27 protein-coding genes, 1 tRNA gene and 1 pseudogene are annotated in these 23335 nt (G+C 71.9%); 8 read left to right on the top strand and 21 right to left on the bottom strand.

The features are described 5' to 3' along the window. Positions 1-40: 40 nt before the first annotated feature. Together ACIBSV_RS44230 and ACIBSV_RS44225 are read right to left on the bottom strand one after the other, a co-directional pair. Positions 41-1486, bottom strand: a complete 1446-nt coding sequence (locus ACIBSV_RS44230) for an MFS transporter (protein WP_395873159.1) — start codon at positions 1484-1486, stop codon at positions 41-43. 128 nt (positions 1487-1614) lie between these two features. Beyond that, positions 1615-2535, bottom strand: coding sequence for a class I SAM-dependent methyltransferase (locus ACIBSV_RS44225; RefSeq protein ID WP_395873158.1), 921 nt, complete (start codon positions 2533-2535; stop codon positions 1615-1617). A gap of 77 nt (positions 2536-2612) precedes the next feature. Here ACIBSV_RS44225 and ACIBSV_RS44220 point away from each other — a divergent pair, with 77 nt between their 5' ends. Then, a complete protein-coding gene (locus ACIBSV_RS44220; protein ID WP_331771582.1) occupies positions 2613-3197 on the top strand; it encodes a helix-turn-helix domain-containing protein in 585 nt (194 codons plus the stop codon). Between the two features lie 47 nt (positions 3198-3244). Here ACIBSV_RS44220 and ACIBSV_RS44215 read toward each other — a convergent pair. Beyond that, a tRNA-OTHER gene (locus ACIBSV_RS44215) sits at positions 3245-3364 on the bottom strand. A gap of 153 nt (positions 3365-3517) precedes the next feature. Next, the gene (locus ACIBSV_RS44210) at positions 3518-4186 is read right to left on the bottom strand and encodes a TetR/AcrR family transcriptional regulator (RefSeq protein WP_395873157.1); all 669 of its coding nucleotides are present in this window, start codon (positions 4184-4186) and stop codon (positions 3518-3520) included. Between the two features lie 56 nt (positions 4187-4242). Between ACIBSV_RS44210 and ACIBSV_RS44205 the strand changes: the two genes are divergently transcribed. After that, positions 4243-4923, top strand: a complete 681-nt coding sequence (locus ACIBSV_RS44205) for an SGNH/GDSL hydrolase family protein (RefSeq protein ID WP_395873156.1) — start codon at positions 4243-4245, stop codon at positions 4921-4923. 120 nt (positions 4924-5043) lie between these two features. Here the strand turns inward: ACIBSV_RS44205 and ACIBSV_RS44200 are convergent, their stop codons facing one another. From ACIBSV_RS44200 to ACIBSV_RS44165, 8 genes are all read right to left on the bottom strand, one after another. Then, positions 5044-5523: a carboxymuconolactone decarboxylase family protein gene (locus ACIBSV_RS44200; RefSeq protein ID WP_395873155.1), complete on the bottom strand. Its 480-nt coding sequence runs from the start codon at positions 5521-5523 to the stop codon at positions 5044-5046. Positions 5524-5525: 2 nt separating this feature from the next. After that, entirely contained in the window at positions 5526-6599 is a 1074-nt protein-coding gene (locus ACIBSV_RS44195; RefSeq protein ID WP_395873154.1) for a dihydrodipicolinate reductase, read from the bottom strand. A 262-nt stretch (positions 6600-6861) separates the two neighbouring features. After that, positions 6862-9267, bottom strand: a complete 2406-nt coding sequence (locus tag ACIBSV_RS44190; protein ID WP_395873153.1) for an ATP-binding cassette domain-containing protein — start codon at positions 9265-9267, stop codon at positions 6862-6864. A gap of 266 nt (positions 9268-9533) precedes the next feature. Beyond that, entirely contained in the window at positions 9534-9968 is a 435-nt protein-coding gene (locus ACIBSV_RS44185) for a GNAT family N-acetyltransferase (RefSeq protein ID WP_395873152.1), read from the bottom strand. 80 nt (positions 9969-10048) lie between these two features. Next, positions 10049-10507 carry a hypothetical protein gene (locus ACIBSV_RS44180; RefSeq protein WP_395873151.1) on the bottom strand — a complete coding sequence of 153 codons (459 nt, stop codon included), beginning with the start codon at positions 10505-10507 and terminating at the stop codon, positions 10049-10051. 50 nt (positions 10508-10557) lie between these two features. Further along, positions 10558-11214 carry a methylated-DNA--[protein]-cysteine S-methyltransferase gene (locus tag ACIBSV_RS44175; protein ID WP_395873150.1) on the bottom strand — a complete coding sequence of 219 codons (657 nt, stop codon included), beginning with the start codon at positions 11212-11214 and terminating at the stop codon, positions 10558-10560. Continuing rightward, positions 11211-11699 carry an RNA polymerase sigma factor gene (locus ACIBSV_RS44170; protein WP_395873149.1) on the bottom strand — a complete coding sequence of 163 codons (489 nt, stop codon included), beginning with the start codon at positions 11697-11699 and terminating at the stop codon, positions 11211-11213. The genes ACIBSV_RS44175 and ACIBSV_RS44170 overlap by 4 nt, the downstream gene beginning before the upstream one ends. A gap of 47 nt (positions 11700-11746) precedes the next feature. Further along, positions 11747-12259 carry a methylated-DNA--[protein]-cysteine S-methyltransferase gene (locus tag ACIBSV_RS44165; RefSeq protein WP_395873148.1) on the bottom strand — a complete coding sequence of 171 codons (513 nt, stop codon included), beginning with the start codon at positions 12257-12259 and terminating at the stop codon, positions 11747-11749. A 202-nt stretch (positions 12260-12461) separates the two neighbouring features. Here ACIBSV_RS44165 and ACIBSV_RS44160 point away from each other — a divergent pair, with 202 nt between their 5' ends. Further along, a complete protein-coding gene (locus ACIBSV_RS44160; protein WP_395873147.1) occupies positions 12462-13328 on the top strand; it encodes a universal stress protein in 867 nt (288 codons plus the stop codon). Between the two features lie 153 nt (positions 13329-13481). Here the strand turns inward: ACIBSV_RS44160 and ACIBSV_RS44155 are convergent, their stop codons facing one another. The 7 genes from ACIBSV_RS44155 to ACIBSV_RS44125 all read right to left on the bottom strand — a co-directional run bounded on the left by ACIBSV_RS44155 (position 13482) and on the right by ACIBSV_RS44125 (position 18836). Beyond that, positions 13482-13901, bottom strand: a complete 420-nt coding sequence (locus ACIBSV_RS44155; protein ID WP_331771572.1) for a CBS domain-containing protein — start codon at positions 13899-13901, stop codon at positions 13482-13484. A gap of 270 nt (positions 13902-14171) precedes the next feature. After that, complete coding sequence (locus ACIBSV_RS44150) at positions 14172-15029, bottom strand: metal ABC transporter permease (RefSeq protein WP_395873146.1); 858 nt, start codon at positions 15027-15029, stop codon at positions 14172-14174. Further along, entirely contained in the window at positions 15026-16006 is a 981-nt protein-coding gene (locus ACIBSV_RS44145; protein ID WP_395873145.1) for a metal ABC transporter permease, read from the bottom strand. Before ACIBSV_RS44145 ends, ACIBSV_RS44150 begins: the two co-directional genes overlap by 4 nt. Positions 16007-16014: 8 nt before the next feature. Then, on the bottom strand, positions 16015-16788 hold the full coding sequence (locus ACIBSV_RS44140) for a metal ABC transporter ATP-binding protein (protein WP_395873144.1): 774 nt from the start codon (positions 16786-16788) through the stop codon (positions 16015-16017). A gap of 3 nt (positions 16789-16791) precedes the next feature. Continuing rightward, positions 16792-17826, bottom strand: a complete 1035-nt coding sequence (locus ACIBSV_RS44135; RefSeq protein WP_395873143.1) for a metal ABC transporter substrate-binding protein — start codon at positions 17824-17826, stop codon at positions 16792-16794. A gap of 208 nt (positions 17827-18034) precedes the next feature. Beyond that, on the bottom strand, positions 18035-18262 hold the full coding sequence (locus tag ACIBSV_RS44130) for a hypothetical protein (protein ID WP_395873142.1): 228 nt from the start codon (positions 18260-18262) through the stop codon (positions 18035-18037). A 97-nt stretch (positions 18263-18359) separates the two neighbouring features. Continuing rightward, the gene (locus tag ACIBSV_RS44125; protein ID WP_395873141.1) at positions 18360-18836 is read right to left on the bottom strand and encodes a hypothetical protein; all 477 of its coding nucleotides are present in this window, start codon (positions 18834-18836) and stop codon (positions 18360-18362) included. 167 nt (positions 18837-19003) lie between these two features. Between ACIBSV_RS44125 and ACIBSV_RS44120 the strand changes: the two genes are divergently transcribed. The 3 genes from ACIBSV_RS44120 to ACIBSV_RS44110 all read left to right on the top strand — a co-directional run bounded on the left by ACIBSV_RS44120 (position 19004) and on the right by ACIBSV_RS44110 (position 21342). After that, positions 19004-19657 carry a TetR/AcrR family transcriptional regulator gene (locus ACIBSV_RS44120; protein WP_395873140.1) on the top strand — a complete coding sequence of 218 codons (654 nt, stop codon included), beginning with the start codon at positions 19004-19006 and terminating at the stop codon, positions 19655-19657. A gap of 61 nt (positions 19658-19718) precedes the next feature. Beyond that, on the top strand, positions 19719-20735 hold the full coding sequence (locus ACIBSV_RS44115; protein WP_395873139.1) for a hypothetical protein: 1017 nt from the start codon (positions 19719-19721) through the stop codon (positions 20733-20735). 373 nt (positions 20736-21108) lie between these two features. Further along, positions 21109-21342, top strand: a complete 234-nt coding sequence (locus ACIBSV_RS44110; RefSeq protein ID WP_331771563.1) for a DUF2795 domain-containing protein — start codon at positions 21109-21111, stop codon at positions 21340-21342. Between the two features lie 167 nt (positions 21343-21509). Here ACIBSV_RS44110 and ACIBSV_RS44105 read toward each other — a convergent pair whose 3' ends face one another. Beyond that, complete coding sequence (locus ACIBSV_RS44105) at positions 21510-22025, bottom strand: hypothetical protein (RefSeq protein WP_395873138.1); 516 nt, start codon at positions 22023-22025, stop codon at positions 21510-21512. A 30-nt stretch (positions 22026-22055) separates the two neighbouring features. Next, positions 22056-22190, bottom strand: coding sequence for a hypothetical protein (locus ACIBSV_RS44100; protein WP_395873137.1), 135 nt, complete (start codon positions 22188-22190; stop codon positions 22056-22058). A gap of 63 nt (positions 22191-22253) precedes the next feature. Between ACIBSV_RS44100 and ACIBSV_RS44095 the strand changes: the two genes are divergently transcribed. Both ACIBSV_RS44095 and ACIBSV_RS44090 read left to right on the top strand, forming a co-directional pair. Further along, positions 22254-22454, top strand: coding sequence for a hypothetical protein (locus ACIBSV_RS44095; RefSeq protein ID WP_395873136.1), 201 nt, complete (start codon positions 22254-22256; stop codon positions 22452-22454). 252 nt (positions 22455-22706) lie between these two features. Further along, a pseudogene (locus tag ACIBSV_RS44090) lies at positions 22707-23335 on the top strand (peptidase M28); the annotation flags it as partial.

Below are 23335 nucleotides of genomic sequence, written 5' to 3'. Positions count from 1 at the left end.
ATCGGTTCGGCGGCCGGGCGGCGGATCGGTGCCACCGCGATCACCCGCGCGACATACGCCGCGCGAGCACCCGCCCACCGATCGCGAGCGCGAGTGCGACGACGATCAGCGCCGCCGCGACCGCGAAGGTGACCCGCGTCCCGGTGGCGACGGCCCCGCCCCGGGCCGTCGCCACGTCGTTCGTCGCCGACGCGACCGCGAACACCGCGCCCATCACCGACGTTCCGGTGATCAGCCCGAGATTGCGCGAAAGGTTGAGCATGCCGGACACCACGCCGCGTTGATCCGGCCGGATGTCGGCCATGACGACGGTGTTGTTCGCGGTCTGGAACACCGCGTATCCGGCGGTGACGACCACGATCGGCGCGAGGTAGCCGACGACGCCGAACCGCGCCGGAGTCACCGACAACACGACGGCGCCGCCCGCGATCCCGGTCAACCCGACGACGGTCATCCGCCGCGCGCCGAAACGGTCCGCGATCCGGCCGGCCGGCACCCCGGTCAGCGCGGCGACGACCGGTCCGACCGACAACACCAACCCCACCCGGGCATCGTCCAGTTCGAGTGTGCGGGCGAGGTAGAACGGCCCGACCACCAACGTGGCCATCATCACCGTCGAGACGAGCGTGCTCATCGCCAGACTCGCGCTCAGCACCGGATCCCGGAACATCGCCAGGCGCAACAACGGCGCGGCGGCCCTCGCCTCGGCCCGGACGAACAGACCCACTCCGATCGCGGCGACCACCAGCAGGGCCGCGTTGAGCACGCCGAAGCTTCCGCGCCCGATCGTCATGGCGAGCGCGTAGGCGGCGAGCGACAGGGCGAGCAACAGCGTGCCCACATGGTCGAACCGTGCCCGAACCGGGCCGGATCCCGGTCGATCGGCGGGCAGGTACCGATGCGCGAGGACCAGCGTCACCACACCCAGGGGCACGGTGACGAGGAAGATCGCCCGCCACCCGGGCCCGGCGATCAACGCGCCGCCCAGGGACGGTCCGAGGGCGGTACCGATCGCGGACATCGTGCCGAGCAGCCCCATCGCGCCGCCGGTCCGCTCCCTGGGCACCGTCTCGCCCACGAACGCCATGGTCAGGGCCATCATCACGGCCGCACCGAGCCCCTGCGCGGCCCGCGCGGCGACCAGCAGCCACAGCGTGGGGGCGCTGCCGCACAACATCGAGGCCACCGTGAACAGCAGGATCCCGGACAGCAGCAGCCGGCGCCGACCGATGATGTCGCCGAGCCGTCCGACGCTGACGATCACGGTGGTGATCGCGAGGAGATAGGCCAGGACGACCCATTGCACCGCCTGGAAGGACGCGTCGAAGGAGTGCGTCAACGTCGGCAGGGCGACGTTGGCGACGCCGGCGCCCAGTGAGGACAGCAGCATGGACAGCGAGAGACCGGCCAGGGCCCATCGCACCGGGGGTGTCCGTATCGCGCCCGCGGTGGTCGTCTCGTACGGTTGCGCACTGGTTGCCTTCACCGTGAACTCCGTTTCCTGGTGGCTGCTGCGAATCCATGTGGTCGGATCACCGGCCGGGTTCGATGTGTGCGGGCCGCCACGCGGACCGGCCGGGTCCGGCCCGCGCGGGACCCGCGTGTCCGGCACGATCAGCGGGCCGGGCGCACACCCGTGAAGACCGTGCCGACGGACAGCAGGAAGGCGTCGGGCCGACGCAGAACGCCTTCCGGCGCCTCCGGGTCGAGCAGTACGTCGAGCGTCGTGCGGTCCACGTCGTCCAGGAACTCGCCGACCGTCTCCCGCACCCGGTCCAAGTGGCCGCTCAGGAAGGCCCGAGCCGGAGCACTCAGCGGAGCGGGTACGTCCAGGAGTGTGGTGAAACTGCCGACGTCGGTGAGTCCGGCACGGCCGAGCATCGCGGGCCAGTCCTCGATCACATCGGTGCTGCCCGGCAGTTCGGCGCGCATGAGCTCGAACCAGTGCTCGCCGGCGGCGTCCAGTCGGGCCTGGAGGCCGGGCTTGCCGATCCCGATGTCGCGCGGGAGGAAGCGCATCGGCAGGCCGGCCTCCGCCACGGCGAGCAGTCCGCCGGGCCGCACCACGCGGGCGAGCCCGTCCACCATCGCCTGCTGATCGCCCACATGGTGCAGGGCCATGCCGCTCCAGACCAGCTCCGCCGTGCCCGGACCGTCCGCCCCGACCCGGTCCCCGCCGACCACGTCCTCGGGCAACTGCGCGCATCGCACGGACACTCGACCGTCCAGGCCCAGTCGCTCGGCCCGCGCCCGCGCGCGATCCAGCAGCCCGGGTGCGGCGTCCACGGCGACCACCTCGGCACGCTCGAACTCCTCGGCGAACACGCAGGCCATCACGCCCGGCCCGCTGCCGATGTCCAGCACGCGCCGCACGTCCCGCGTCGGGCCGAGCAGGTCCCGCAGCCGGGCCGCCGTCCGGCGCAGGACCGCGAGTTGCACGTCGCCGACGGCCTCCAGGTGGGCGGCCATGCGCTCCCAGTCGATGTCGACGTCGTGGTGTCCGGATCCGGGGTCGGCACTGCCGTGTGGGTTCATGCCGAGGAGGGTGCACCCGGGGTATGGCTCCGGCAACTCTTGTTGCCAATCCCGGGACGGCGGGGTGGAATGCCCCCATGGAGAAAGCACCGCCGTACCGAACAGTCCTCGACGAGGTCGCGCCTCGGCTCAGACGCCTGCGCGCGCAACGCGGCCTCACCTTGGCCGCGCTCTCCGAGGCGACCGGCATCTCCAAGAGCACCCTGTCCCGGCTGGAGTCCGGACAGCGCCGCCCCAGCCTGGAGTTGCTGTTGCCGCTGGCCGGCGCGTACCACGTGCCCCTGGACGAGTTGGTCGGCGCTCCCGAGGTGGGCGACCCGAGGGTCCGCCTGACGCCGCGAGCGCTGCCCAGCGGTGGTACATCGGTGGCGCTGACCCGAAGTCCGGGCCCGCTCCAGGCATTCAAGATGATCATCGCCGACCGTGGCACCGAGCCGAATCTGCGCACCCACGAGGGCTACGAGTGGCTGTATGTGCTGGACGGCCGACTGCGACTGGTCCTGGCCGACCACGATCTGGTTCTCGGTCCCGGTGAGGCCGCCGAGTGGGACACCCGACTGCCGCACTGGTTCGGCAGCGCGGACGGGCGCCCGGTGGAGATCCTCAGCCTCTTCGGCCGACAGGGCGAACGCATGCACGTGCGCGCGAAACCGCGCACCTGAACACTCGCCGGCGCGCGTCCCCGACGCCCGGCAAAGGCGGGCGGTCGCGGTACCGACGGGATTCGAACCCGCGGACAGGGTCGGGCAGGCCCGCCGTACCCCCGTCAGTCGACGTGACGGGAGACCTCCGCCACGTCGATCGCAATGGGCCGCTCTGCCACGGCACCGCAACCTGCGGAACTGCGCAATCCCGCTGCGCCGACCCTAGGGCCGGGTCGGCGGCGGGGCCACCGGATTTCGCCGGACGGCGGGACGCGAGGCGGTCCCGCGTGCACCGAGCCGGGCAACGCCGGGTCCGGTGTACGGATGCGCCGTCGACCTCAGCGGCGCGGTGTCAGGAAACCGTCGAGCACGCGCCGGGTCCGGTCCCCGGCCCGGTCGTCGCCGCAGCGCAGGGCGATGTTCGCCGCCTTGAGCACCGCGTCCAGTTGGAACGCGACCAAGTCGGCGTCCGATCCGGCGAGTTCGCCCGAGTCCGCGGCGTACCGGAGTTCGCGGGCGAGCAGCGCGAGCCAGTCCCCGTGTTGCCGCAGCAGTGCGTCGCGGACCGGGCCCGGGCGGCTGTCGAACTCGGCGAGATTCGCCCCCCAGAAACAGCCGCCGGCGAACAACGGCGCCTCGGCGTAGGCGATCCAGTGCTCGATCAGGGCGCGCACCCGTGCCGCACCGTGCGGCGCGCTCGACGCGGGCCGCACGACCGCGTCCACGAACGCCTCGCCCGCCGACGCGACGGCGGCCAGTTGCAACTTCTCCTTCGACCCGAACAGGGTCGCGATGCCGCTCTTGCTCAGCCCGAGGTCTCCGGCCAGCCGACCGATGCTGAGCCCGTTGAGCCCCTCCGCCGACGCCACCTCGACGGCGTGCCGGGCGATCTCCCGTCTGGCCCGGGCGCCGCGCAGCAGCCGCTGATCGGAGGTCTCCGGGGTGACTCGATCGGAGGTGCTCGACGTCGGCTCGGCGACCACCGTCGGCTGCTCTGGCTCGCTCATGGGTCCATCCTGCCACGCTCTTGCAGAATCCACACGAACGATCGTACGTTTACTTTGTGACCGAGACCACGCACGTCCCCACCGAAGAATCCGACCCGTTCTGCCTGTCCCCGGAGCACGCCGCACGCCTGCTCGCCGACGCGCCGTGGCGCCGCTTCGCCGTCATCGGCGACAGCCTCTCCGCCGGAGTCGGCGACCCGAGCCCGGGGTACGGCGCCCTGGGCTGGGCCGACCGGGTCGCGGGTGTTCTCCGCGACGTCCGGCCCGACCTGGCCTACCTGAATCTCGCCGAGATCGGCGCCACCACCGCCAGGACGCTGGCGACGCAGACCGGTCGCATGCTCGCCTTCGACCCCGACCTGATCCACCTGCCCAGCGGCCCCAACGACCTGTTCCACGCGACGCCCGACTTCACCACCATCGAGCGGTCCTTGCGGCGACTGTTCGAGATCGCCGCCGACACCGGTGCGCGGACGACCGTCTTCACCCTCGGCCGGGCCTTCGTGGTCCCGGGATTCCCGGACTGGCCGGACCGGGTGTGCCGGGTCAACGACATCACCCGCGAACTGGCCCGCGAACACCACGCCGTGCTCGTCGACTCCTGGGACCACCCGATCAACGACCGGCCGAATCTGCTGAGCCGGGACGGCATCCACTTCTCCACGTCGGGGCAGGCCGTGCTGGCCGCCGAGGTGATCAAGGCACTCGCCGCCACACTCGGCGATGTCCCCGCGTGAGCGCCGGCGTCCACGCGCCGACCTCGGCATCGCGCTCGCGGGAATCGCCGCGGTCCATGTGCTCCCCCGCAGCGGCCCACCGATCCCCGGAACCCGGGACCGGGGGCCGCCCGGGGTCGGTCAGTGGCCGGGCAGGACGCACACCGAGTCGAGGCCCAGCACGTGGTTGAGCCGACCGAAGGCCAGCCAGGAGCCGATGGCCATGCTCAGCTCGACGATCTCGGCCTGGGTGTAGTGCGTGGTCATCCGGGCCCAGAACTCGTCGTCCAGGTTGTGGTGGTCCACCGCGTACCGCTCGGCGTACTCGGCGGCCAGCCGGGTGCGGTCGTCGAAGACGTCGGTGGTACGCCACTCGGTGACCGCGACGTCGAACCCGTCCTCGACCTTCTCCCCGTCCCGCTCGGTGCGCCAGTCCAGGCAGAAGACGCATCCGTTGATCTGCGCGATCCGAAGCCGCGCGGCCTCGAACTCGCGCAGCCCCAGCTTCGAGGCGTCGTAGACCTTCATCGAGAAGGTGGAGGCGGCGATCCCGATCTCGGGCACCATCTCCGCCCACACGTAGGCGAGCGGGTCCTTGTCCTCGGGAATGTCGATGCGCATGGTTACTTCCTTCCGAGCTTGCCGACTGCGGGACGGAGCGGAATGTCGAGCGCGTCGTAGAGCCCCGGTTCGGCGGCCACCAGCCAGTCGATGGCGCCGACGAGCCGACCGACCGCGGTGGCGTTGCCGCCCGCCGACCGGTTCGTGCCCTCGTCGGTGGCCTCGACTGTGACCTCGATCCGCGGCCGCCCCTCGATGACCACGCGGTGCGCCCCGTCCCCGTTGGGCGGGACCGGCCAGTCGGGCGCGCAGGAGGGGTGGATGCGGGTCACGTGCTCGATCACGATCCGCGGCTCGCCGCCGACGATGCCCTGCACCTCGAACCGCACCGCGCCCTGGGTCCCGGCCTCGAACTCGCCCATCGTGGTGGTCCGAACGGTCGTCTCCAGCGGTCGGCGGTCCATCGTCTCGCGGATCTCGTCCAACTCGACGCCCAACGCCCGGGCCATCAACCGGATCTGCCCACCCCACACCATGGTCGGCATCTCCGGCCACAACATCGGCGCGCCGTAGTCCATCGGCTGACCCATGCCGACCAAATTGCGGACCGAGTCCTCCTGGTCGTAGGTGGAGTAGTCGAAGATCTCCTGGCAGCGGATCGCGTCCACCGTGGTGCCCAATCCGCTGATCAGCAGCGGCAGTACGTCGTTGCCCCAGCCCGGGTCGACACCCGAGACGAACAACGACCCGCCGCCGGCGGCGATGGCCTCCAGCACCGGCTCGCGCAACTCCGCCGGGGCGTTGCGCTGGTCGTAGAGCGCGTACAGGGCGGGCGTGACCACGACGGCCCCGGCCCGGATCGCCCGGACGATGTCGGCGAGCGCCTCGTCGGGGCGGATGTCGCCGGACGCCGCGTACACCACGGCGCCCGGCCCGGCGGCCAACACCGCGTCGATGTCGTCGTCGGCCGCTACCCCCAATTCGTGGTCGAGACCCGCGAGTTCGCCCGCGTCGCGACCGACCTTGTCGGGATTGTGCACGAGAACCGCCGCGAGCTTCAGCGCCGGATGCGCCTCGACGGCGCGAATGGCCGCGCGGCCGACGTTCCCGGTACCCCAGACAACCGTGGAAATCATGCGCTGGAGGGTAGCGAGGGCCCCCTACAGTTCATAGACCCACGCAAGGAAAAGATGAACGGTTGGCCCGAACCTCCGCACGGGCACGCCGAATCGGCGGCCTCGACGGTCGCCACGGCGTCGACCGCGAGCCGGACTCGAGGCCCCCTCCGGCCCCGGCACGAACCGCGGAGGGCCGCTACGGGGGCCCCTTATATGGCGGCCACGGTAGGAGCCGCAGCACGAACCGCGGCCGGACGGGAGGGAGGCTCGAAACGCCCGGTCAGCCGCCGACGTAGGCCGCAAGGTGCTCGCCGGTGAGGGTGGAACGGGCGGCGACGAGGTCGGCGGGGGTGCCCTCGAAGACGATCCGACCGCCGTCGTGGCCGGCACCGGGGCCGAGGTCGACGATCCAGTCCGCGTGTGCCATCACCGCCTGGTGGTGCTCGATGACGATCACCGACTTGCCGGAGTCGACCAGCCGGTCGAGTAGGCCGAGCAATTGCTCGACGTCGGCGAGGTGCAGGCCCGTGGTCGGCTCGTCGAGGATGTAGACCCCGCCCTTCTCGGCCATGTGGGTGGCCAGCTTGAGCCGCTGCCGCTCGCCGCCGGAGAGCGTGGTGAGCGGCTGGCCGAGGCTGAGATAGCCGAGCCCGACGTCGGCGAGCCGGCCGAGGATGGTGTGCGCGGCCGGCGTACGCGCCTCGCCGGTACCGAAGAACTCCAGGGCCTCGGCCACCGACATCGCGAGCACCTCGCTGATGTCGCGTCCGCCGAGGTGGTATTCCAGCACCGACGCGTCGAACCGCTTGCCCTCGCACTCCTCGCAGAGGGTGGCCACACCGGCCATCATCGCCAGGTCGGTGTAGGTCACGCCGATGCCGTTGCAGGTCGGGCACGCGCCCTCGGAGTTGGCGCTGAACAGCGCCGGCTTCACGTCGTTGGCCTTCGCGAACGCCTTGCGGATCGGGTCGAGCAGCCCGGTGTACGTCGCCGGGTTGCTCCGTCGCGAGCCGCGGATCGCACTCTGGTCGACCGACACCACGCCCGCGCCCTCGCCCGCCGAACCGTTGACCAGCGATCCCTGCACGAGCGAACTCTTGCCGGAGCCGGCGACGCCGGTGACGACGGCGAGCACCCCCAGCGGGATGTCGACGTCGACATCGCGCAGGTTGTGCCGCGTCGCGCCGCGAATCTCCAGCGCGCCGGTGGGCGTGCGCACCGTCTTCTTCAAGGACGCCCGGTCGTCGAAATGGCGGCCGGTGACCGTACCGCCGGTCCGCAGGCCGTCGACGGTGCCCTCGAAGCAGACGGTCCCGCCCGCCGTACCGGCACCCGGGCCGAGGTCGACGATGTGGTCGGCGATCACGATCGTCTCCGGCTTGTGCTCCACGACCAGCACCGTGTTGCCCTTGTCGCGCAGCCGCAGCAGCAGGTTGTTCATCCGCTCGATGTCATGCGGGTGCATACCGATGGTGGGCTCGTCGAAGACGTAGGTGACGTCGGTGAGCGAGGAGCCGAGGTGGCGGATCATCTTGACGCGCTGCGCCTCACCGCCCGACAGCGTGCCCGAGGGCCGATCGAGTGAGAGATAGCCCAACCCGATCTCCACGAACGAGTCGAGCGTCTGGCCCAGCGTCTCCAGCAGCGGCGCCACCGACGGCTCGTCGAGACCGCGCACCCATTCGGCCAGGTCGCTGATCTGCATCGCGCACGCGTCGGCGATGTTGACCCGCTTGATCTTCGAGGACCGCGCCCCCTCGCTGAGCCGGGTGCCCTCGCACTCGGGACACGTGGTGAAGGTCACCGCACGCTCCACGAACGCCCGGATGTGCGGCTGCAGCGACTCCTTGTCCTTGGCCAGGAAGGACTTCTGGATCTTGGGGATCAGCCCCTCGTAGGTGAGGTTCACGCCCTCGACCTTCACCTTGACCGGCTCGTGGTAGAGGAAGTCCCGCATCTCCTTCTTGGTGAACTTGCGAATCGGCTTATTCGGATCCAGGAAGCCGGATTCGGCGTAGGTCCGCACGGTCCACCAACTGTCGGACTTCCAGCCGGGGATGGTGAACGCGCCGTCGGCGATCGACTTGGAGTCGTCGTAGAGCTGGGTGAGATCGATGTCGGAGACCGTGCCCCGACCCTCGCACCGCGGGCACATGCCTCCGGTGCGGTTGAAGGTCGCCTTGACCGCCTTCTTGGCACCGCGCTCGACGGTGATGGCACCACTCGCCCGGACCGAGGGGACGTTGAAGGCGTACGCGCTGGGCGGGCCGATGTGCGGCTTCCCGAGCCGGCTGAACAGGATGCGCAGCAGCGCGTTCGCGTCGGTGGCGGTGCCGACGGTGGAGCGGGCGTCGGCACCCAGTCGCTGCTGGTCGACGATGATCGCGGTCGTCAGCCCTTCGAGGACGTCGACCTCGGGCCGCGCCAACGTGGGCATGAAGCCCTGGACGAAGGCGCTGTAGGTCTCGTTGATCATCCGCTGCGACTCCGCGGCGATCGTGCCGAACACGAGCGAACTCTTGCCCGAGCCGGAGACACCCGTGAACACCGTCAGCCGGCGCTTGGGGATCTCGATGCTGACGTCCTTGAGGTTGTTCACCCGCGCACCGTGCACTCGGATCAGGTCGTGGCTGTCGGCGACGGCCGGCGCAGGCGACTGCGTGTCCGTCCTGGTGACCGGGCTCATCGTGTCTCCATCCGTTGGGCGGGGCCGCCTGCGCGGTCGGGCGTCTCGTCCACCTCGCGCCGAGCCCGGCCCGAGGGAGACGGGCGAGGTGCCGGCCTCGCCGGCAGCGTAGCGCGACCGGTGGACGGGACCGCGTGGTCATCGCGTTCGATGACCACGCGCCTCACGCTACGGTGCCGGGAACGGGCCGCGCTTCTTCGTTCCTGATCCTTCGCGGACGGATCGCACGGAGCAGCGCGGCCCGTTCCCGATACTTCGCGGACGGCTCACTGTTCGCCGAGGACCATCCACTTGTCGGTGTCGGCCATCGGTTCGAAGCCGACCTGGGCGTACACCGCGTGCGCGTCCGCGGTGGCCAGCATCAGACGCCGCAGCCCGGCCGGTTCGAGGTGGTCCCGGATGACCGCGACCAGCGCCGTGCCCAGGCCCTTGCCGCGCACGGCCGGGTCGATGTAGACGTCGCACAGCCAGCCGAAGGTGGCCCCGTCGGTGACCACGCGGGCATAGCCGACCTGGGCCCCGGACGCCGTGTCGTAGACCCCGAAGTTGAGCGACCGTGCGATCGCCGTGTCCTGCTTCTCCCTCGGGCGGCCCATTGCCCAGTACGCGTCGAGGGACAACCAGCGGTGGATCAGCGCGGCATCGAGCCGGGTCGGATCGGTGGAGATCTCGTACCCGTCCGGAAGAAGATGTATGACCATGCCCGGATCCAACCAGCCCACCACGTCGGCCGACCACCGGATATCGGTGCGCGGCCGGCGGACGGGACCGGTGCGCCGGATCAGTGGGCCGGCACCAGGGCCGCCGCGTGGGCGCGGAGCACGGAGCCGCGATCGCGCTCGGGGCCGACCAGGCGCAGCCGCAGCAGGTGCCCCCGGCCGGGTCCCGGGGTGTCGCGCTGGAGGGTGCCGGTGACGCAGTCGAAGGTGGCCGCGTCGGTGTGCCGTACGAAGAAGGCGGGGCCTGCGACGCCGGCGAGCAGTTCGATGGCGTCGGCCAACAGGCGTGGGCTGCGGGGGCGGGCGTGCTCGACGTCGACGGCGTAGACGCCATCCGGCAGCACCTCGGTGCCGCGCAGTCGCCAGGGCGAGCCCGGGAGGTTGCAGGCGACCCGGAGCCTGGGCAGCAGGTCCGCCGCGGGGTCCGCCGCGGTCCACCCCGGTTGGGTCGTCTGATCGGCCAGTTCGCGCAACGCGTCCCCAGGCGCCTCGTCGCCCGACACGCCGAAGAATTCGTCCATAAATGTCACTGTAAGTCGAAGTCTCGTAACCGGCTTCTCCGGGGCTTCGGCTACGGGCCGGCCTCGAGGCTCAGCAGCGCGGACTTGATGGCGATCCCGCCCGCGTACCCGCCGAGCGTCCCGTCGCTGCGCAGCACGCGGTGGCAGGGCAGCACGATCGGCAGCGGGTTGCTCGCGCAGGCCGAACCGACCGCGCGAACCGCCTGGGGGTTGCCGACCATCCGGGCGACATCGGCATAGCTGAAGGTGTGGCCGTAGCCGATCTCGGGGAGTCGGCGCTGCACCAGTTGCCGAAAGCCGGTGGACAGCACCAGGTCCAGATCCAGGTCGAAGGACGTCCGGGAGTGGTCGAAGTACTCGTCGAGTTGGCGGGCGGCCCGGGCCAGGCGTCCGGGAGCGCGCAGGATGCGCGGGCCGAGCCGGGCGGTCAGCGTGTCCAGGACCTTGTCGTGGTCCTCGCCGGCGAAGGCCACCCGGACCAGGCCCTTGTCGGTCGCGGCCAACAGCAGCGACCCGATGGGGGTGTCCACCGTGGTGTAGGCGACGTCCAGGAGCCCGTCCCGGGCGGCTGCCGCCACCAGCCGGTCGTGCAGTCGATCGAGCGCCTCCCGGTCGCTGCGGGCGCGGGCGAGCAGCACGGACGTGCTCGGCGCGCCGGCCGCGGGGACCGGGATGGCGGGGGTGGAGGTGGGGTTGTCGTCCGTCATCGGACCGCTCCCTTCGAAGTGGCGCTCAGCGATGTGCGCAGGGCCTTGATGCCGTCGGCCGCGGCGCGACGGGCCGCGGCCGCGCTGCCGCCGATCAATTCGGCGACGTCCCGGTAGGGCAGGCCCGCGAAGTGGTGGTAGGCGACCGCCTGCCGCTGCTTGGTCGGGAGCGCCGCGACCGCGCGCCACAGGTCGTGGTCGACCGCGTCCGGCAGACCCAGGACCGAGGCTTGTTCGGGCAGTTCGCCCATCGGGACCGCGTGCCGTGCCCGGGCTCGGACGATGTCGATCGCCTTGCGGTGCGCGATGGTCACCAGCCAGGCCCGCACGTTGGCGTCCTCGGGCAGGTCGGGGTAGGCGCGCAGCGCGGCGAGGAACGTCTCGGACCACGCGTCGTCGGCGTCGTGCGGACTCAGCAACGCCCGGCACACGCGCAGCACGGTGTCCGCGTGCTCTCGGACCACCCGTTCGTAGGGCTGCTTCATGTCCTCGTTTCCCGTGCCCGTTCGGACGCGCTGCGGGCGCCGACCGCTCAGAACAGCCGGGCCGCCTTGGTGCTCTCGGACTCCTCCAGGTCCAACAACCGCCGCTTGCGTTCGAGTCCGCCCGCGAAGCCGGTCAACTTCCCGTCGCTGCCCACCACTCGGTGGCAGGCCACGATGATCGAGATCGGGTTGTGCCCGACCGCCTGGCCCACCGACTGGGCCAGCGCCCTGTTGCCCAACCGCTCGGCGAGCGCACCGTAGGTGGTGGTCGCACCGAAGGGGATCTCCCTGAGCATGGCCCACACCCGCTCCTGGAACGGATCGCCGTGTGTGGACAGCGGCAGGTCGAACGAGGTCCGCTCGCCGGCGAGGTACTCGGTCAACTGGGTCGCCGCCGCCGCGAGCAGGGGGTCGTCGCGGTGCTCGACCCGCGCGCCCAGGCTCTCCTCGGGCGGCATGTACCAGTGGTGCGGGAAGTACAGCCCCACGATGGCGTCCTGCGCCGCCACCACGATCAGCCCGCCGAGGGTGGTGTCGACGATCGCATGACGTGTGTTCATCGTGCTGCTCTCCTCAGTCGCGGTGTTCGTCCCGACTCTCGACCGAACAGGTCGTCCCGACAAGTAGACGCGCGTGGGCCGCCGAATGTGAGGTCGGCCCCGACAACCCGCGGTCCGGCGCGCGAGCTTTGCCGGGCGGTCGCTGTCGGCGTCCGTCGCAGCGGGTATGAGCCTGTTGGATGTCCCCATCGAGGTGAGTCGTATGTCGCCCGTACACAGCGAAGTCGAGCTCGGGGTTCTGGCCGGTCACGACGGCTCCCCCGCCGCCGAGCACGCGTTGGACTGGGCCGCGCGCGACGCCGCCGCCCGGCACGTTCCGCTGTATATCGTCACGGTTGTGCCCATCAGCGGGCTCGGTCACCGGCATCGGGTCGAGGTGCGCGAGCGGGCACACGCGCTGGTCGACACCGCCTCGGCACGCGTCCGCGAGCGGTTCGCCGGCCTGGTGGTGGAGGGTTCGGTACGCGAGGGCGACGCCGCCGAGTCGCTGCTGGCCGCCGGCGCGCGGTGCGACACCATGGTGGTGGGCAGTCGCGGTCACGGCGGGTTCGCCGGCCTGCTCCTGGGGTCGGTCTCGTTGCGCGTGTGCGCGCACACCACGTGCCCGGTGGTGGTTCTGCGCTCCGAGACGGCCCAGGACGCGAGCGGCGTCGTGGTCGGCATCGGCGGCCCCGAGGACGAGCCCGCCGCGGAGTTCGCGGCCGAGCGGGCAGGACTGCTGGGCGGCGGCCTGCGTGCCGTGCACTCGTGGGCACTCCCGGTGACCGGCCTGGCGCCGAGTCTGATGTTGCCGTCGATGTTCGACGTCGACACGGTCACCGCCGAACGCACCAGGATGGTCGAGCAGGTCGTCGGCCCGATCCGGCGCCGCGACCCCGAACTGCCGGTGGACACCGTGGTGATGAACGGGTCGGCCGGGCGCGACCTGGTGTGCGCGTCGATCGACGGCGCGTTGCTGGTCGTCGCCGCGCACCCCAGGCACGGGCCGCTGCCGATGCGATTGGGCCCGACCACGCACGCCGTCCTGCATCACGCGCATTGCCCGGTGGCCGTGGTCCCGGTGAACTGATCGTCCCGGTGCCAGATCCTCCGAACGCGTGGGCGGACACGGCGGCGACCCGCCGCACGCCGCGCTTTCGGTCCTGTGCAGGTTCGCGGCAAACGGCGGGTCGGCGGCTCGGGGTACGTATGTGCAGGTGATGCGGGTGTACCGGGCGCGCGGTTATCGCGACGCGTAGACGTTCTCGGCGAACGCGGCGATCTGTTCGTCGGAGAGGTGTCGCGCCAGGTCCGCCTCGCTGATCATGCCGACCAGGCGCTTGCGCGCGATCACCGGCAGTCGGCGGATCTGGTGGACCTGCATCTCGCGCAATACCTCGGCGATGTCGGCGTCGGCGTCGATCCAGCGGGGTGTGCCCTCACACAGTTCGCCGGCGGTAACCGTGGCGGGATCCCGGCCGTCCGCGACGCACTTGGTGACGATGTCGCGGTCGGTGATGATGCCGCACAACCTCTCGTTGGCGTCGCTGACCGGCAGCGAGCCCACATCGAGTTCGCGCATCAACTGCGCGGCCCGGTGCAGCGTCTCCGTCTGCGGAATCCACTGAGCGCCCTCGTGCATGATGTCTTTGGCCATGGTCATGGTGGTACCTCTCGCAGTGCCCGCCGTCGGCAGCCCGCCGACCGCAGGGCTCGGGACCGCGCCGCGGACGCCGCACGCGGTCCTTTCCATCGTCTCCGCCCCACTGCCCATCGGCCACCCGGGTGAACGGCTGCCGGCACGGCCTCGCCGCACGGGGCACTCGGACGCCTCCTTGCGTCACCGGGTGTGTGCGTGGGGTCTGGGACAGGTGGGCCGGTGGCGGACGAAAGTGCTCGGGAGATAGCCGGGTTCCCAGTCGGGGGCAGGGATTCAGGCGGTCGTCGCGGTCGATGTCCCGGCCGCGGGTCGGCGTTCGAGGAGGCGAGCGAGCGCGCCGTGGCGTGCGGAGACCAGCAGGGACAGGACGAACCCGGTGGCGGCGACCAGCGCGATGGTCGCCCCGGCGGCCACGTCGTAGTGCCGGGAGATCTCCAGACCGATCACCGCGCTGCAGACGCCCAGCACGCCCGCCAGCGCGGTGGTGCGGCGCAGCGAGTCGGTCCACAGCCGGGCCGTGGCGGCGGGCGCGACCAGCAGCGCCAGCGTGAGCATGATGCCGACCGCCGGAGTGAGCACCACGATCACCGCCTGGACGATCAGCAGGAGCAGCAGGTCCAGGGCCGTCACCGGGTGCCCGGCGGCGCGCATGCCCTCGTGGTCGAAGGCGGCGAAGGTGAGTTCCTTGGCACACAGGCCGAGCACGACCAGCACCACCAGGCCGACGCCGGCCGTGACCACGAGGTCGTGGTGGTCGGTGGTGACGATCGAACCGACCAGGAACGCGGACAGTTTGCGGTCCGAGGCCGGCCCGGCGGCCACCAGCGTGGCACCCAGGGCGAAGCCGGCGGCCAGGATCACCCCGGTCGCGCCGGACGCGGTCCGGCCCGGTCGCCGGGTCAGTCCGACGATGGCCAGGGACAGCAGCACACCCACCGCCGCGCCGCCCAGATAGATGTCGAGGCCCAGGATCGAGGCGAGCACGACGCCGGGGAAGGTGGCGTGGGTCATCGCCATGGCGTAGAAGGCGAGCCTGCGCAACACGACCTGGACGCCGACGATGCCGGCGAGCAGCCCGACCATGACCGCTTCGGCGTAGGCGCGATGGGTGTAGGTGTCGAACCAGGTCATCGGGCGCTCCCGGTCGGGCGGGGAATCGGGGACGGGGTGCGAGAGGGGGTGGGGGACGCGGTCACGGCCGGTGTGGGTACCGGTGCGGCCGGGCGTTTCGCGCGGGCCGGCAGGCGCGGGTTTCGCCGACCGGCCACGCCGACCGCCATCGCCGCGCCGAGCGCGAGCAGGTAGCCGGCCACCAGGGTCAATACGACGGTGGGTCCGGCGGGCAGCGCCAGGTCGTGGTCGATCGAGGCGGTGTAGCTGACGGTCAGGCCGACGTACCCGGACAGTACGGCCGAACCGACGGCGATCGCCACGATCGGGCCCAGCCGACCGCCCAGCGTGCGGCCGATGGTGGCCGGGACCACCAGCAGGGCCAGGACCAGGGTGGTGCCGATGGTGCGTACGGCGGCGACCACGGTCAGCGCGATCACCAGGTTCAGCGCCAGGTCCAGCGCGCCGACGCGGTATCCCGCCGCGCGAGCGGCCTCCGGGTCGAAGCTGCGCAGGAACAGTTGCCGACCCAGCGCGGCGAGCGTGATCAGGCACAGCAGCGCGACCGCCGCGGTCTCGATGATCCGCGTGCGGGAGGTGTACAGGATCTGGCCGAACAGGAAGGTCTGGAAGTCGGCGGTGTAGGAGCGGCTGCGCGAGACGACCACCACGCCGACCGAGAACATCGCGGTCAGCACGATGGCCAGCGCGGCGTCGTCGCTGGTGCGCCGGTTGTGGGTGAGCAGCGTCAACCCGACGGCGGTGACGCCGGCCGCGACCGACGCGCCCGGGAGGACCCCGTCGACGCCCTGGAGGGCGAAGCCGATCGCGACGCCGGGAAATACCGTGTGGGTGAGCGCGTCGGCGACGAACTCCAGTCGGCGCAGCGCGACGAACGCGCCGACGACGCCGCACAGGACGCCCAGGATGGTCAGTTCGATCAGGGCGCGGGTCAGATAGGGGACTCGAAAGGGTTCCAGGAGCAGGGTGGTGTCCACGCTCGGCCTCAGCCCGGGGTGACGACGAGTCGGCCGGCGTCGAGTTCGAGGACCCGGCCGCCGTAGCAGGCGCACAACAGTTCCGGGGTGAGTGCGGACTCGGTGCTGCCGAAGGCGAATTGGCGGCGGTTGACCAGGCACGTCTGCTCGCACAGGCGTTGCGCGACGGCGAGGTCGTGGGTGCTGACCAGGACGGCGGTACCGGCTTCCTTGGCGTCGACGAGAGCGCTGATCAGTGCCTCCTGACTGACCGCGTCGACCCCGTTGAACGGCTCGTCCAGCACCAGGATCGGCGGTTGCGCGGACAACGCGCGGGCCAGCAGCACACGTTGGCGCTGGCCGCCGGACAGGGTGCCGAACCGGGCGTTCGCCCGGTCGGCGAGCCCGACCCGGGCCAGTGCCCGGTCGGCTGCGTCCCGGTCCCGGCGGCCGGGGCGGCGCAGTCGGCCGATCAGGCGATAGCGGCCCATCAGGACCACCTGCCGTACGGTGACCGGGAATTCCGGGTCCAGGCTCGCCGCCTGCGGTACGTAGCCGACGTACGCGCGGGCCGCGGCCGGGCGCCGGCCGGCCACGGTGACCGTGCCGGCGACCACCGGGACCAGGCCCAGGACGGCCTTGATCAGCGTGGACTTGCCGCCGCCGTTGGGGCCGACCAGGGCCACCGCCTGGCCGGCCGGAACCCGGCCGTCGACCTTCGCGAGGGCGGGGGTGCGGTCGTAGGCCATGGTGGCGTCCAAGAAGCGGACCGGATCCGGTGCGGCCTCGGTGCCGTCGGTCATCGCTCAGCCCCGCAGCGCGGCGACGATGGTGTCGGTGTTGTGCGCCTCGGAGTCGAGGTAGGTCGCGCCGGCGGAGCCGGGGGCGCCGAGCGAGTCGGCGTAGAGCGAGTCGTCGCCGGCGATCACCTTGACGCCCGCCTCCCGGGCGATGGTCTCGGCGGTCTTGGCCGGCAGCGCGCTCTCGGCGAAGACGGCCTTGGTGCCGGTGGCCTTGATCCTGGCGACGACGTCGTCGATGCGGCTGCCGGAGAGTTCGGCCTGGTCGTCGAAGCCGGGGATGATCGAGCCGACGAACTCCAGCCGGTAGCGGTCGACGTAGTAGCCCAGCGCGTCATGGTTGGTGACCAGCTTGCGAGCGGCCGCCGGGATCGTGTCGAGCTTGGCCCGGGTGTCCGCGTCGAGCGCGTCGAGCTTGGCGCCGTAGCCGGCGAGGTTGTTCTCGTACACCTTCGCGTTGACGCCGTCGGCGGTGGTCAGCGCCTTGGCGATGTTGGTCACCATCACCTTGGCGTTGAGCGGGTTGTGCCAGATGTGCGGGTCGTACTCGCCGTGCTCGTGCTCGTGCTCGTGGTCGTGGTCCTCGTCCGACTCGCCCTTGCGCAGGGGTACGCCGACCGAGGTGTCCACGACCGGGCCCTTGAAGCCGGCGGCCTGGATCGCCTTGGGCAGCCACGCCTTCTCCATGTCGACGCCGTTCTCCACGACCAGCTTGGCGCCGCGGATCGCGTTCAGGTCCGCGGGGGTCGCCTCGTACTCGTGGGCACTCGCGTTGGCCTTGATCAACTGGGTCACCTCGACCCGGTCGCCGCCGATGTTGCGCACGAAGTCGGCGACCTGCGTCGTGGTCGCCACCACCTTGATCCGGGGTCCGGAACCGGCGGCCGGCGGGCCGGCGGCCGCGGCCGGACCGGCGGCCCCGACCTGGTTCCCGTTCTTCCCGTCCTTGTCGTCCTTGTCGTCGGAACCGCACGCGGCGAGGGTTCCGGCGGTCAGGGCCGTTGCGGCGAAGGCGAAGACCGCGCGGGTGGATATACGCATGAGAGCTCTTTCCGGGCAGGGGTGTGTCGACGCGTCGATCGGCGGGCCGACTCGACCATTCGATAATGAAAACCATAATCAGTTACGGATGGGGTGTCCACACCGGGTCCGCGCCCGGGCCGATGGTCTGCCGCCCGTGCCGAGAACGCCGGTGTCCCCCGGCATGGCCATGCCGGGGGACACCGATGCGGGGCGCGGACGCGTACGGCTATTGCCTGGACGCCGGGGATTCCGCGTCCGGGCTGTGCTCCGGCACGGCCTCCCGATCGGCGGCGGCGCGATCGGTGCCGGGGGGATCGCAGGCGGCGGGTCCGGCGGCACCCCGGCTCGAAGCGGCGGCGGGCGGTGGGGTGTCCGTGCCGGCCGCACCGGCGGCGGAGCGGGCGGCTTCGGCGCGCACGAGGGCGCTCAGGAGCAGGTAGGCATCAATGGGCATGGTGGGATCTCCCGGGTTCGCGAGGCTGAGGAATCGAACGCGGCACGCCGGACACGCCACTCGCCCGATTCGGCGGCGGCGCGGCGGCGGTGACCTCTCAGCAGCGCAGGACGACGGTCCGCGAAGGGGTTCGCCCGAGGGTGTTCGTGGCCGTGCGGGCGCAGCCCTCGCCGATCTCGGCCGGGTCGGCGATTCGGGATCCGAGGACGTCGGTGAGGGCGGGAGCCGAGGCGGCCGGAACGTGGTGGCGCGGCCGGGCCGTGGCCGGCGTACACGCGCCGCCGACCGCCGGACCGTGCCGACCGCCGGTGTCGCCCGCCGGCGCGGCATCGCGCGCCGAGTGCCCGTCGTGCTCGTCGGGCGCGCCACCGGACGCGGCGGCGGGCACGTCGCCGACAAGGGAGAAGGCGATGCGATCGGCGGTCTCGACCGAGCATCGATCCGGGATCGGCGCGGCGCGGGGTCCGACGCCGGGGACATGGGTGGCGTGCAGCAGGGCCATCAGGGCGATCAACACGATCACGCGGAACACGCCGTGCCGGGCGGGGGCACCCCCGGCCGCGACCTGCGCCATCCTGACCTCCCTCGGAACCGCTCTCCGAGAGAACCTCCGAATCCGGCCGGCGGCACGGCGACGAGGCCGAGAACTCCGCGATTTCACCCGATCCGGCGAATCCGCGTCGGCCGCGGGGCGGATGGTCCGCATGGACCATTCATCCGCTTGGCCGATAACGTCCGCACATGGACGACACCGCCGCACCCCACAGACCCGCGCTGCGCAAGGATGCCGCGCGCAATCGGCGCCGGATCATGGACGCCGCACGGGAGCTGGTGCGCGGCGGCAGGCCGCCGCAACTGAACGCGGTCGCGCTGGCCGCCGACGTCGGGGTCGGCACCGTGTACCGACACTTCCCCACGCCCGAGACCCTGCTCGAGGCGCTGGCCGCCGACCGGTTCGCCGAGTTGATCCAACAGGCCCATCGAGCCGCCGACCTGCCGGACGCGCGGCAGGCCCTGCGCGTCTTCCTCAAGGCCGTACTCACCGCGTGTGTCCAGGACGAGGCGTTCGCCGCGGCGGCCTTCGGCCCCGACGCGGCCACGCCGGAGACCGGGCAGCTCCGCGAGCACCTGCAGCGCGCGACCGCGGACCTGCTGGCACGCGCCGCCGCCGTCGAGACCCTGCGCCCGTCGCTGGGTCCGGGCGACCTCCTGCTGCTGTTGTGCGGACTCGGGTTCGCGGTACACCGCTCCCCCGACCGAACCGACCCCACCCTGCCCGACCGCTACCTCGACGCCCTGCTCGCGGGCACCCTCATCGCGACCGCGGAGACCACGTGTGATCCGCCGAGCTACGCGCGTCCGGCTGCCGAGACGGGGCCGGATCTCGCCGGGTGACACGCCTGTCGGCGCTGCCGGTTGCCGGGGTTGGGCGGGGGTGCGGGCTTACCGTGGCGGAGTGGACGAACGATATGCCCGGTATGCACCGGGTCGACGCGCGGTGTTGCTCGGAATCGCGGGAACGGCGATCGGCTGCTCTTCGTCCGGCGGACGGCGCGCGTCGCCGTCACCATCGCCCACCGGCGGACCGGCCTCCGCGAACGGGTCCGCCTCGTCGAGTGCCGCCGCGACCGCGACGGGTGCCGCGCCCGGACTTCCGGTGGTCACCGCGTGGGCGCCCAACCCGGGTGACGTGCAGCCGGAGGTGAAGCGACGCGCGGTCGACGCGGTGTCCGCGCTCGGCGCGTGGCCGCCGGGCGAACCGGGACTCGCCGCGGCCCGTGCGCGGCTCGCCGCGCTGGGGTTCGCCCCCGAACTCGCCGACCAGGCCGGATCACTGCTCGTGGACGCGCCCGAGGCAGTGCTCGAGGTGGTCGACGCGCAGTACGGCGGCATCCTGGACACCACCGCGAGCGTGCTCGTCGCCTGTCGTCGGTGGACACGCGCCGCCGACGGAGCGGTGACGGCGGACGGGTCGACCGTGGACGTGCGACTGAGCCGGGCCACACCCCGGTGGACGGTCACCGCGCTGCATCCCTCGGATCCCGGACCGGCCGCCGCGACCGTTTCCGCACAGGCGACCCGCGTGCTCGCCGACTCGCGCATCGTCCTGCCGCCCGCCGCCGCCGACGACGTACGGGCCGGCACCGTGCACGCGTCGGTGCTCACCGCGTTGGAGACGTTGGCCGTCGACCACACCATCGACGTCACCGTACTGCGCTCGGGCCACCCGATCGACGTGTTCGGCACCACGCGCCCCAGCGACCACCCGAAGGGTCGCGCCGTCGACGTATGGGACATCGACGGCCGCCCCGTCGTGGACCCGGCCACGCCCCGCGCGCTCGTCGAGAGCTTCATGCGGGCCGGCGCGGCGGCCGGCTCCTACAACGTAGGCGGCCCGTACGCACTCCCCGGCGCCACGTTCTTCACCGACCCGACCCACCACGACCACGTGCACCTGGGGTTCACCACCTGAACCTGCGCCGGTCGCCCGGAGCCGGCGCACGCCGGGGGCGAACGTCACGCGAGACGGCCGCCGCCCGGGTGGATCGGCTCGCGGCGGTCCGACTTCCTCGACACGGTCCGACGTGGTCCGACCGGCTCGAAAGGGTCCGCCCGGCTGATTCGATCCGCCGACCGGCCGGGCGCGGCGTATTATAGCCCTTGAACGGAATGCTGCCGGCGCCCCCGGGATCCCGAGCCGCGGCCGACACCTCGCGCTCGTGCGACAGGCGGCCCTCCGTGTCCTGGCGCGGCCCAGGGTGGCACGGAGGCCGGTCCCCGGTGCGTTCGGCGAAGCCGATCGTCGGGTGCGCGCACCCGCGGTCGGGTGGTGCGACGGAGGAGCCATGCTGAGCAGTGGCGAATCGACGATGGTGGAGCCGGAGGCGCTGCAGTGCGCCCTTTTCGGTGTGCGATTTCCGGCCCGGCCGGAAGCCCTGACGGCGGCGGCGACCGTCAACGGGGCGGAGGTCCGGGTCACCCGGGCCTTGGCGGCGTTGCCGGAACGCCCGTACGAGGGGCCGAATCAGGTCTGCATGGCCCTGTGCGGGCGGCAGGCGGGAATGGACCGCGGCCTGTGACCGACCAGCGCCGTACGACGAAGACGGCGACCACGACCGCACTCGCCCGCCACGGCGTTCTGCCGAGCGCTTGATCGAGCGACCGGGTGATCGAGCGCGCGATCGAGTGAGCGCACACCCGACGCCGTGGCGCGAGGGGTCGCTTCGGGCCCGGCGGACCGCCGACTTCAACGCCGTACGGTAGCGGGTGCCTCCACCTCCAGGTAGCGCCGACCGCCCTTGCCCCGATACTCCAGCACCACCCAGCCCAGTCCGCCCAACACGCGCGCACAGCCGCGCAGCGCCGATTCCGCCTCGTGGCCCGCGCCGCTTCCGCGCGGACCCGGCCACTCCACCCGGACCACCCTCGGATGCTCCGTCGCGGTGACGAGGTATCCGGTCGCCGCCCGCTCGCCGTGTTCGTCCACCGCCGACGGCGGCACCCCGGCGGCCTGCAACGCCAGTGCGATCGCGCGCACCATCCGGACCCGCTCCCACTCGGCGGGCACCGCGCGCGGATCCACGACCGACGTGTTCACCACCTCACGAATCCGCAACAGCGCCTCGAACGCGTCCCGAACCGCGCCGGCCCGCTCCTCGTGCGACGCGGCGGCTCCGCCGGGCCCGTCGGCCCCGGCCGGCCGTACCTCCGCCCCGGTCGCCGGCTCGAAGCCCCCGGTCGCACCCGCCTCGGATCCCGTCACCGCTCCCCCATCCGCTTCACCCGCCACGTCCTACAGCCAACCCCGCTCGAACGCGTAGCCGGCCGCCGCGTGCCGGCTCGGCTCGCCGACCTTGATCATCGCCGAGGACGGGTGGTTGCGGACAGTACCGGCCGCCAGGTACACCCGGGCGGCGATCTCGCGCACGCTCAGCCCCTCGCGGGTGGCAAGCCCAACATCACGACGTGCAACAGCAGTTCCCTCACCGGAGTGGGCATCCAGACGGCCGGCAAGGTCTTCTACGGCGGCCTGCTGCTCCGGACGAGTGGCACCGACTACCCGAAGGTACGGCGGCAGACCCTGCTCGCCGCCAAGGCCCTCGACCCCACATGCGCGCTGTTCAAGAAGACCGGGAACGCCTGGAACGCGGTCGCCGTGCCGTCGACGGCCGGCGACTCGAACTGCCCCTGACCCCATGCGCGGGCACCCCCGTGCCGCCTCGGCGGCCGGGTGGACGCCCGCGCGCTCGGCATGTCGGGTCGGGCGAATTTAGCCAGTATTTGCTGGCCTTCCCGGATCCCTTCGCTCGGGACCCCTGTCCGTGTGAGTGTTTCGCTCGCTCGGGCACGAACCCCGGCGTGCACGGTCGACCGCGGCGCTCACAAGGCGCGCGGACAAGCCGGATTCGTGGTCGAGGTCTGCCTTTCCACTCAAGGAGCCTCGATGAATCGAAGAATAACCACGGCCGGGACCGTCCTGGCCATGCTCACCGGTCTCACGGTGAGCGCGACGTCCCAGTCGGCCTCGGCCGACCCGGCGCCTCCCCCCGGCGCACAGTCCCTGGCGATCTCCGCCGCCGACCGAGCCGCGGCCAGCGGCCTCGACACCCTCGCCAAGGGTCCCGACGAGCAGTACGAACGGCAGTCGGTCACCCCGTGGGTCAACGACCTGTACTCGGTCGCCTACCAGCGCACCTACCGGGGCATTCCGGTGGTCGGCGGCGACGCGGTGGTGCTCGCCGACGGCCAGGGCCGGGTCCGCGCGACCCAGTCCGCCACCGACGCCCGCATCGCCGTGCAGATCCACCCCACGGTGGCGGCAGGCGCGGCCGAGGCCACGTCCAAGACCAAGCTCGCGTCCGTGGACAAGGTCGAATCGCACCGCCTGGTCGTCCGGGTCAAGGACGGCAAGAGCGCGTTGGCCTGGGAGACCGTGCTGATCGGTCGTACCGCGACCGCGCCCAGCAGGCTCCATGTGTTCGTCGATGCGAGCACGGGCACGGTGCTCGACACCGTCGACGACGTGAAGGCCGGCACCGGCAACAGTCAGTGGAACGGGCCGAACCCGCTCAC

The sequence above is a fragment of the Embleya sp. NPDC050154 genome, from assembly GCF_044460165.1.
Classification (GTDB): Bacteria; Actinomycetota; Actinomycetes; order Streptomycetales; family Streptomycetaceae; genus Embleya.
This window is presented reverse-complemented; position numbering and strand designations above follow the sequence as displayed.

Bases quoted from the DNA above. Each gene is read 5' to 3' on its own strand.
- ACIBSV_RS44225 (WP_395873158.1), bottom strand. From the start codon at position 2,535: ATGAACCCACACGGCAGTGCCGACCCCGGATCCGGACACCACGACGTC.
- ACIBSV_RS44220 (WP_331771582.1), top strand. From the start codon at position 2,613: ATGGAGAAAGCACCGCCGTACCGAACAGTCCTCGACGAGGTCGCGCCT.
- ACIBSV_RS44210 (WP_395873157.1), bottom strand. From the start codon at position 4,186: ATGAGCGAGCCAGAGCAGCCGACGGTGGTCGCCGAGCCGACGTCGAGC.
- ACIBSV_RS44200 (WP_395873155.1), bottom strand. From the start codon at position 5,523: ATGCGCATCGACATTCCCGAGGACAAGGACCCGCTCGCCTACGTGTGG.
- ACIBSV_RS44195 (WP_395873154.1), bottom strand. From the start codon at position 6,599: ATGATTTCCACGGTTGTCTGGGGTACCGGGAACGTCGGCCGCGCGGCC.
- ACIBSV_RS44190 (WP_395873153.1), bottom strand. From the start codon at position 9,267: ATGAGCCCGGTCACCAGGACGGACACGCAGTCGCCTGCGCCGGCCGTC.
- ACIBSV_RS44185 (WP_395873152.1), bottom strand. From the start codon at position 9,968: ATGGTCATACATCTTCTTCCGGACGGGTACGAGATCTCCACCGATCCG.
- ACIBSV_RS44180 (WP_395873151.1), bottom strand. From the start codon at position 10,507: ATGGACGAATTCTTCGGCGTGTCGGGCGACGAGGCGCCTGGGGACGCG.
- ACIBSV_RS44175 (WP_395873150.1), bottom strand. From the start codon at position 11,214: ATGACGGACGACAACCCCACCTCCACCCCCGCCATCCCGGTCCCCGCG.
- ACIBSV_RS44170 (WP_395873149.1), bottom strand. From the start codon at position 11,699: ATGAAGCAGCCCTACGAACGGGTGGTCCGAGAGCACGCGGACACCGTG.
- ACIBSV_RS44165 (WP_395873148.1), bottom strand. From the start codon at position 12,259: ATGAACACACGTCATGCGATCGTCGACACCACCCTCGGCGGGCTGATC.
- ACIBSV_RS44160 (WP_395873147.1), top strand. From the start codon at position 12,462: ATGTCGCCCGTACACAGCGAAGTCGAGCTCGGGGTTCTGGCCGGTCAC.
- ACIBSV_RS44155 (WP_331771572.1), bottom strand. From the start codon at position 13,901: ATGACCATGGCCAAAGACATCATGCACGAGGGCGCTCAGTGGATTCCG.
- ACIBSV_RS44150 (WP_395873146.1), bottom strand. From the start codon at position 15,029: ATGACCTGGTTCGACACCTACACCCATCGCGCCTACGCCGAAGCGGTC.
- ACIBSV_RS44140 (WP_395873144.1), bottom strand. From the start codon at position 16,788: ATGACCGACGGCACCGAGGCCGCACCGGATCCGGTCCGCTTCTTGGAC.
- ACIBSV_RS44135 (WP_395873143.1), bottom strand. From the start codon at position 17,826: ATGCGTATATCCACCCGCGCGGTCTTCGCCTTCGCCGCAACGGCCCTG.
- ACIBSV_RS44130 (WP_395873142.1), bottom strand. From the start codon at position 18,262: ATGCCCATTGATGCCTACCTGCTCCTGAGCGCCCTCGTGCGCGCCGAA.
- ACIBSV_RS44125 (WP_395873141.1), bottom strand. From the start codon at position 18,836: ATGGCGCAGGTCGCGGCCGGGGGTGCCCCCGCCCGGCACGGCGTGTTC.
- ACIBSV_RS44120 (WP_395873140.1), top strand. From the start codon at position 19,004: ATGGACGACACCGCCGCACCCCACAGACCCGCGCTGCGCAAGGATGCC.
- ACIBSV_RS44110 (WP_331771563.1), top strand. From the start codon at position 21,109: ATGCTGAGCAGTGGCGAATCGACGATGGTGGAGCCGGAGGCGCTGCAG.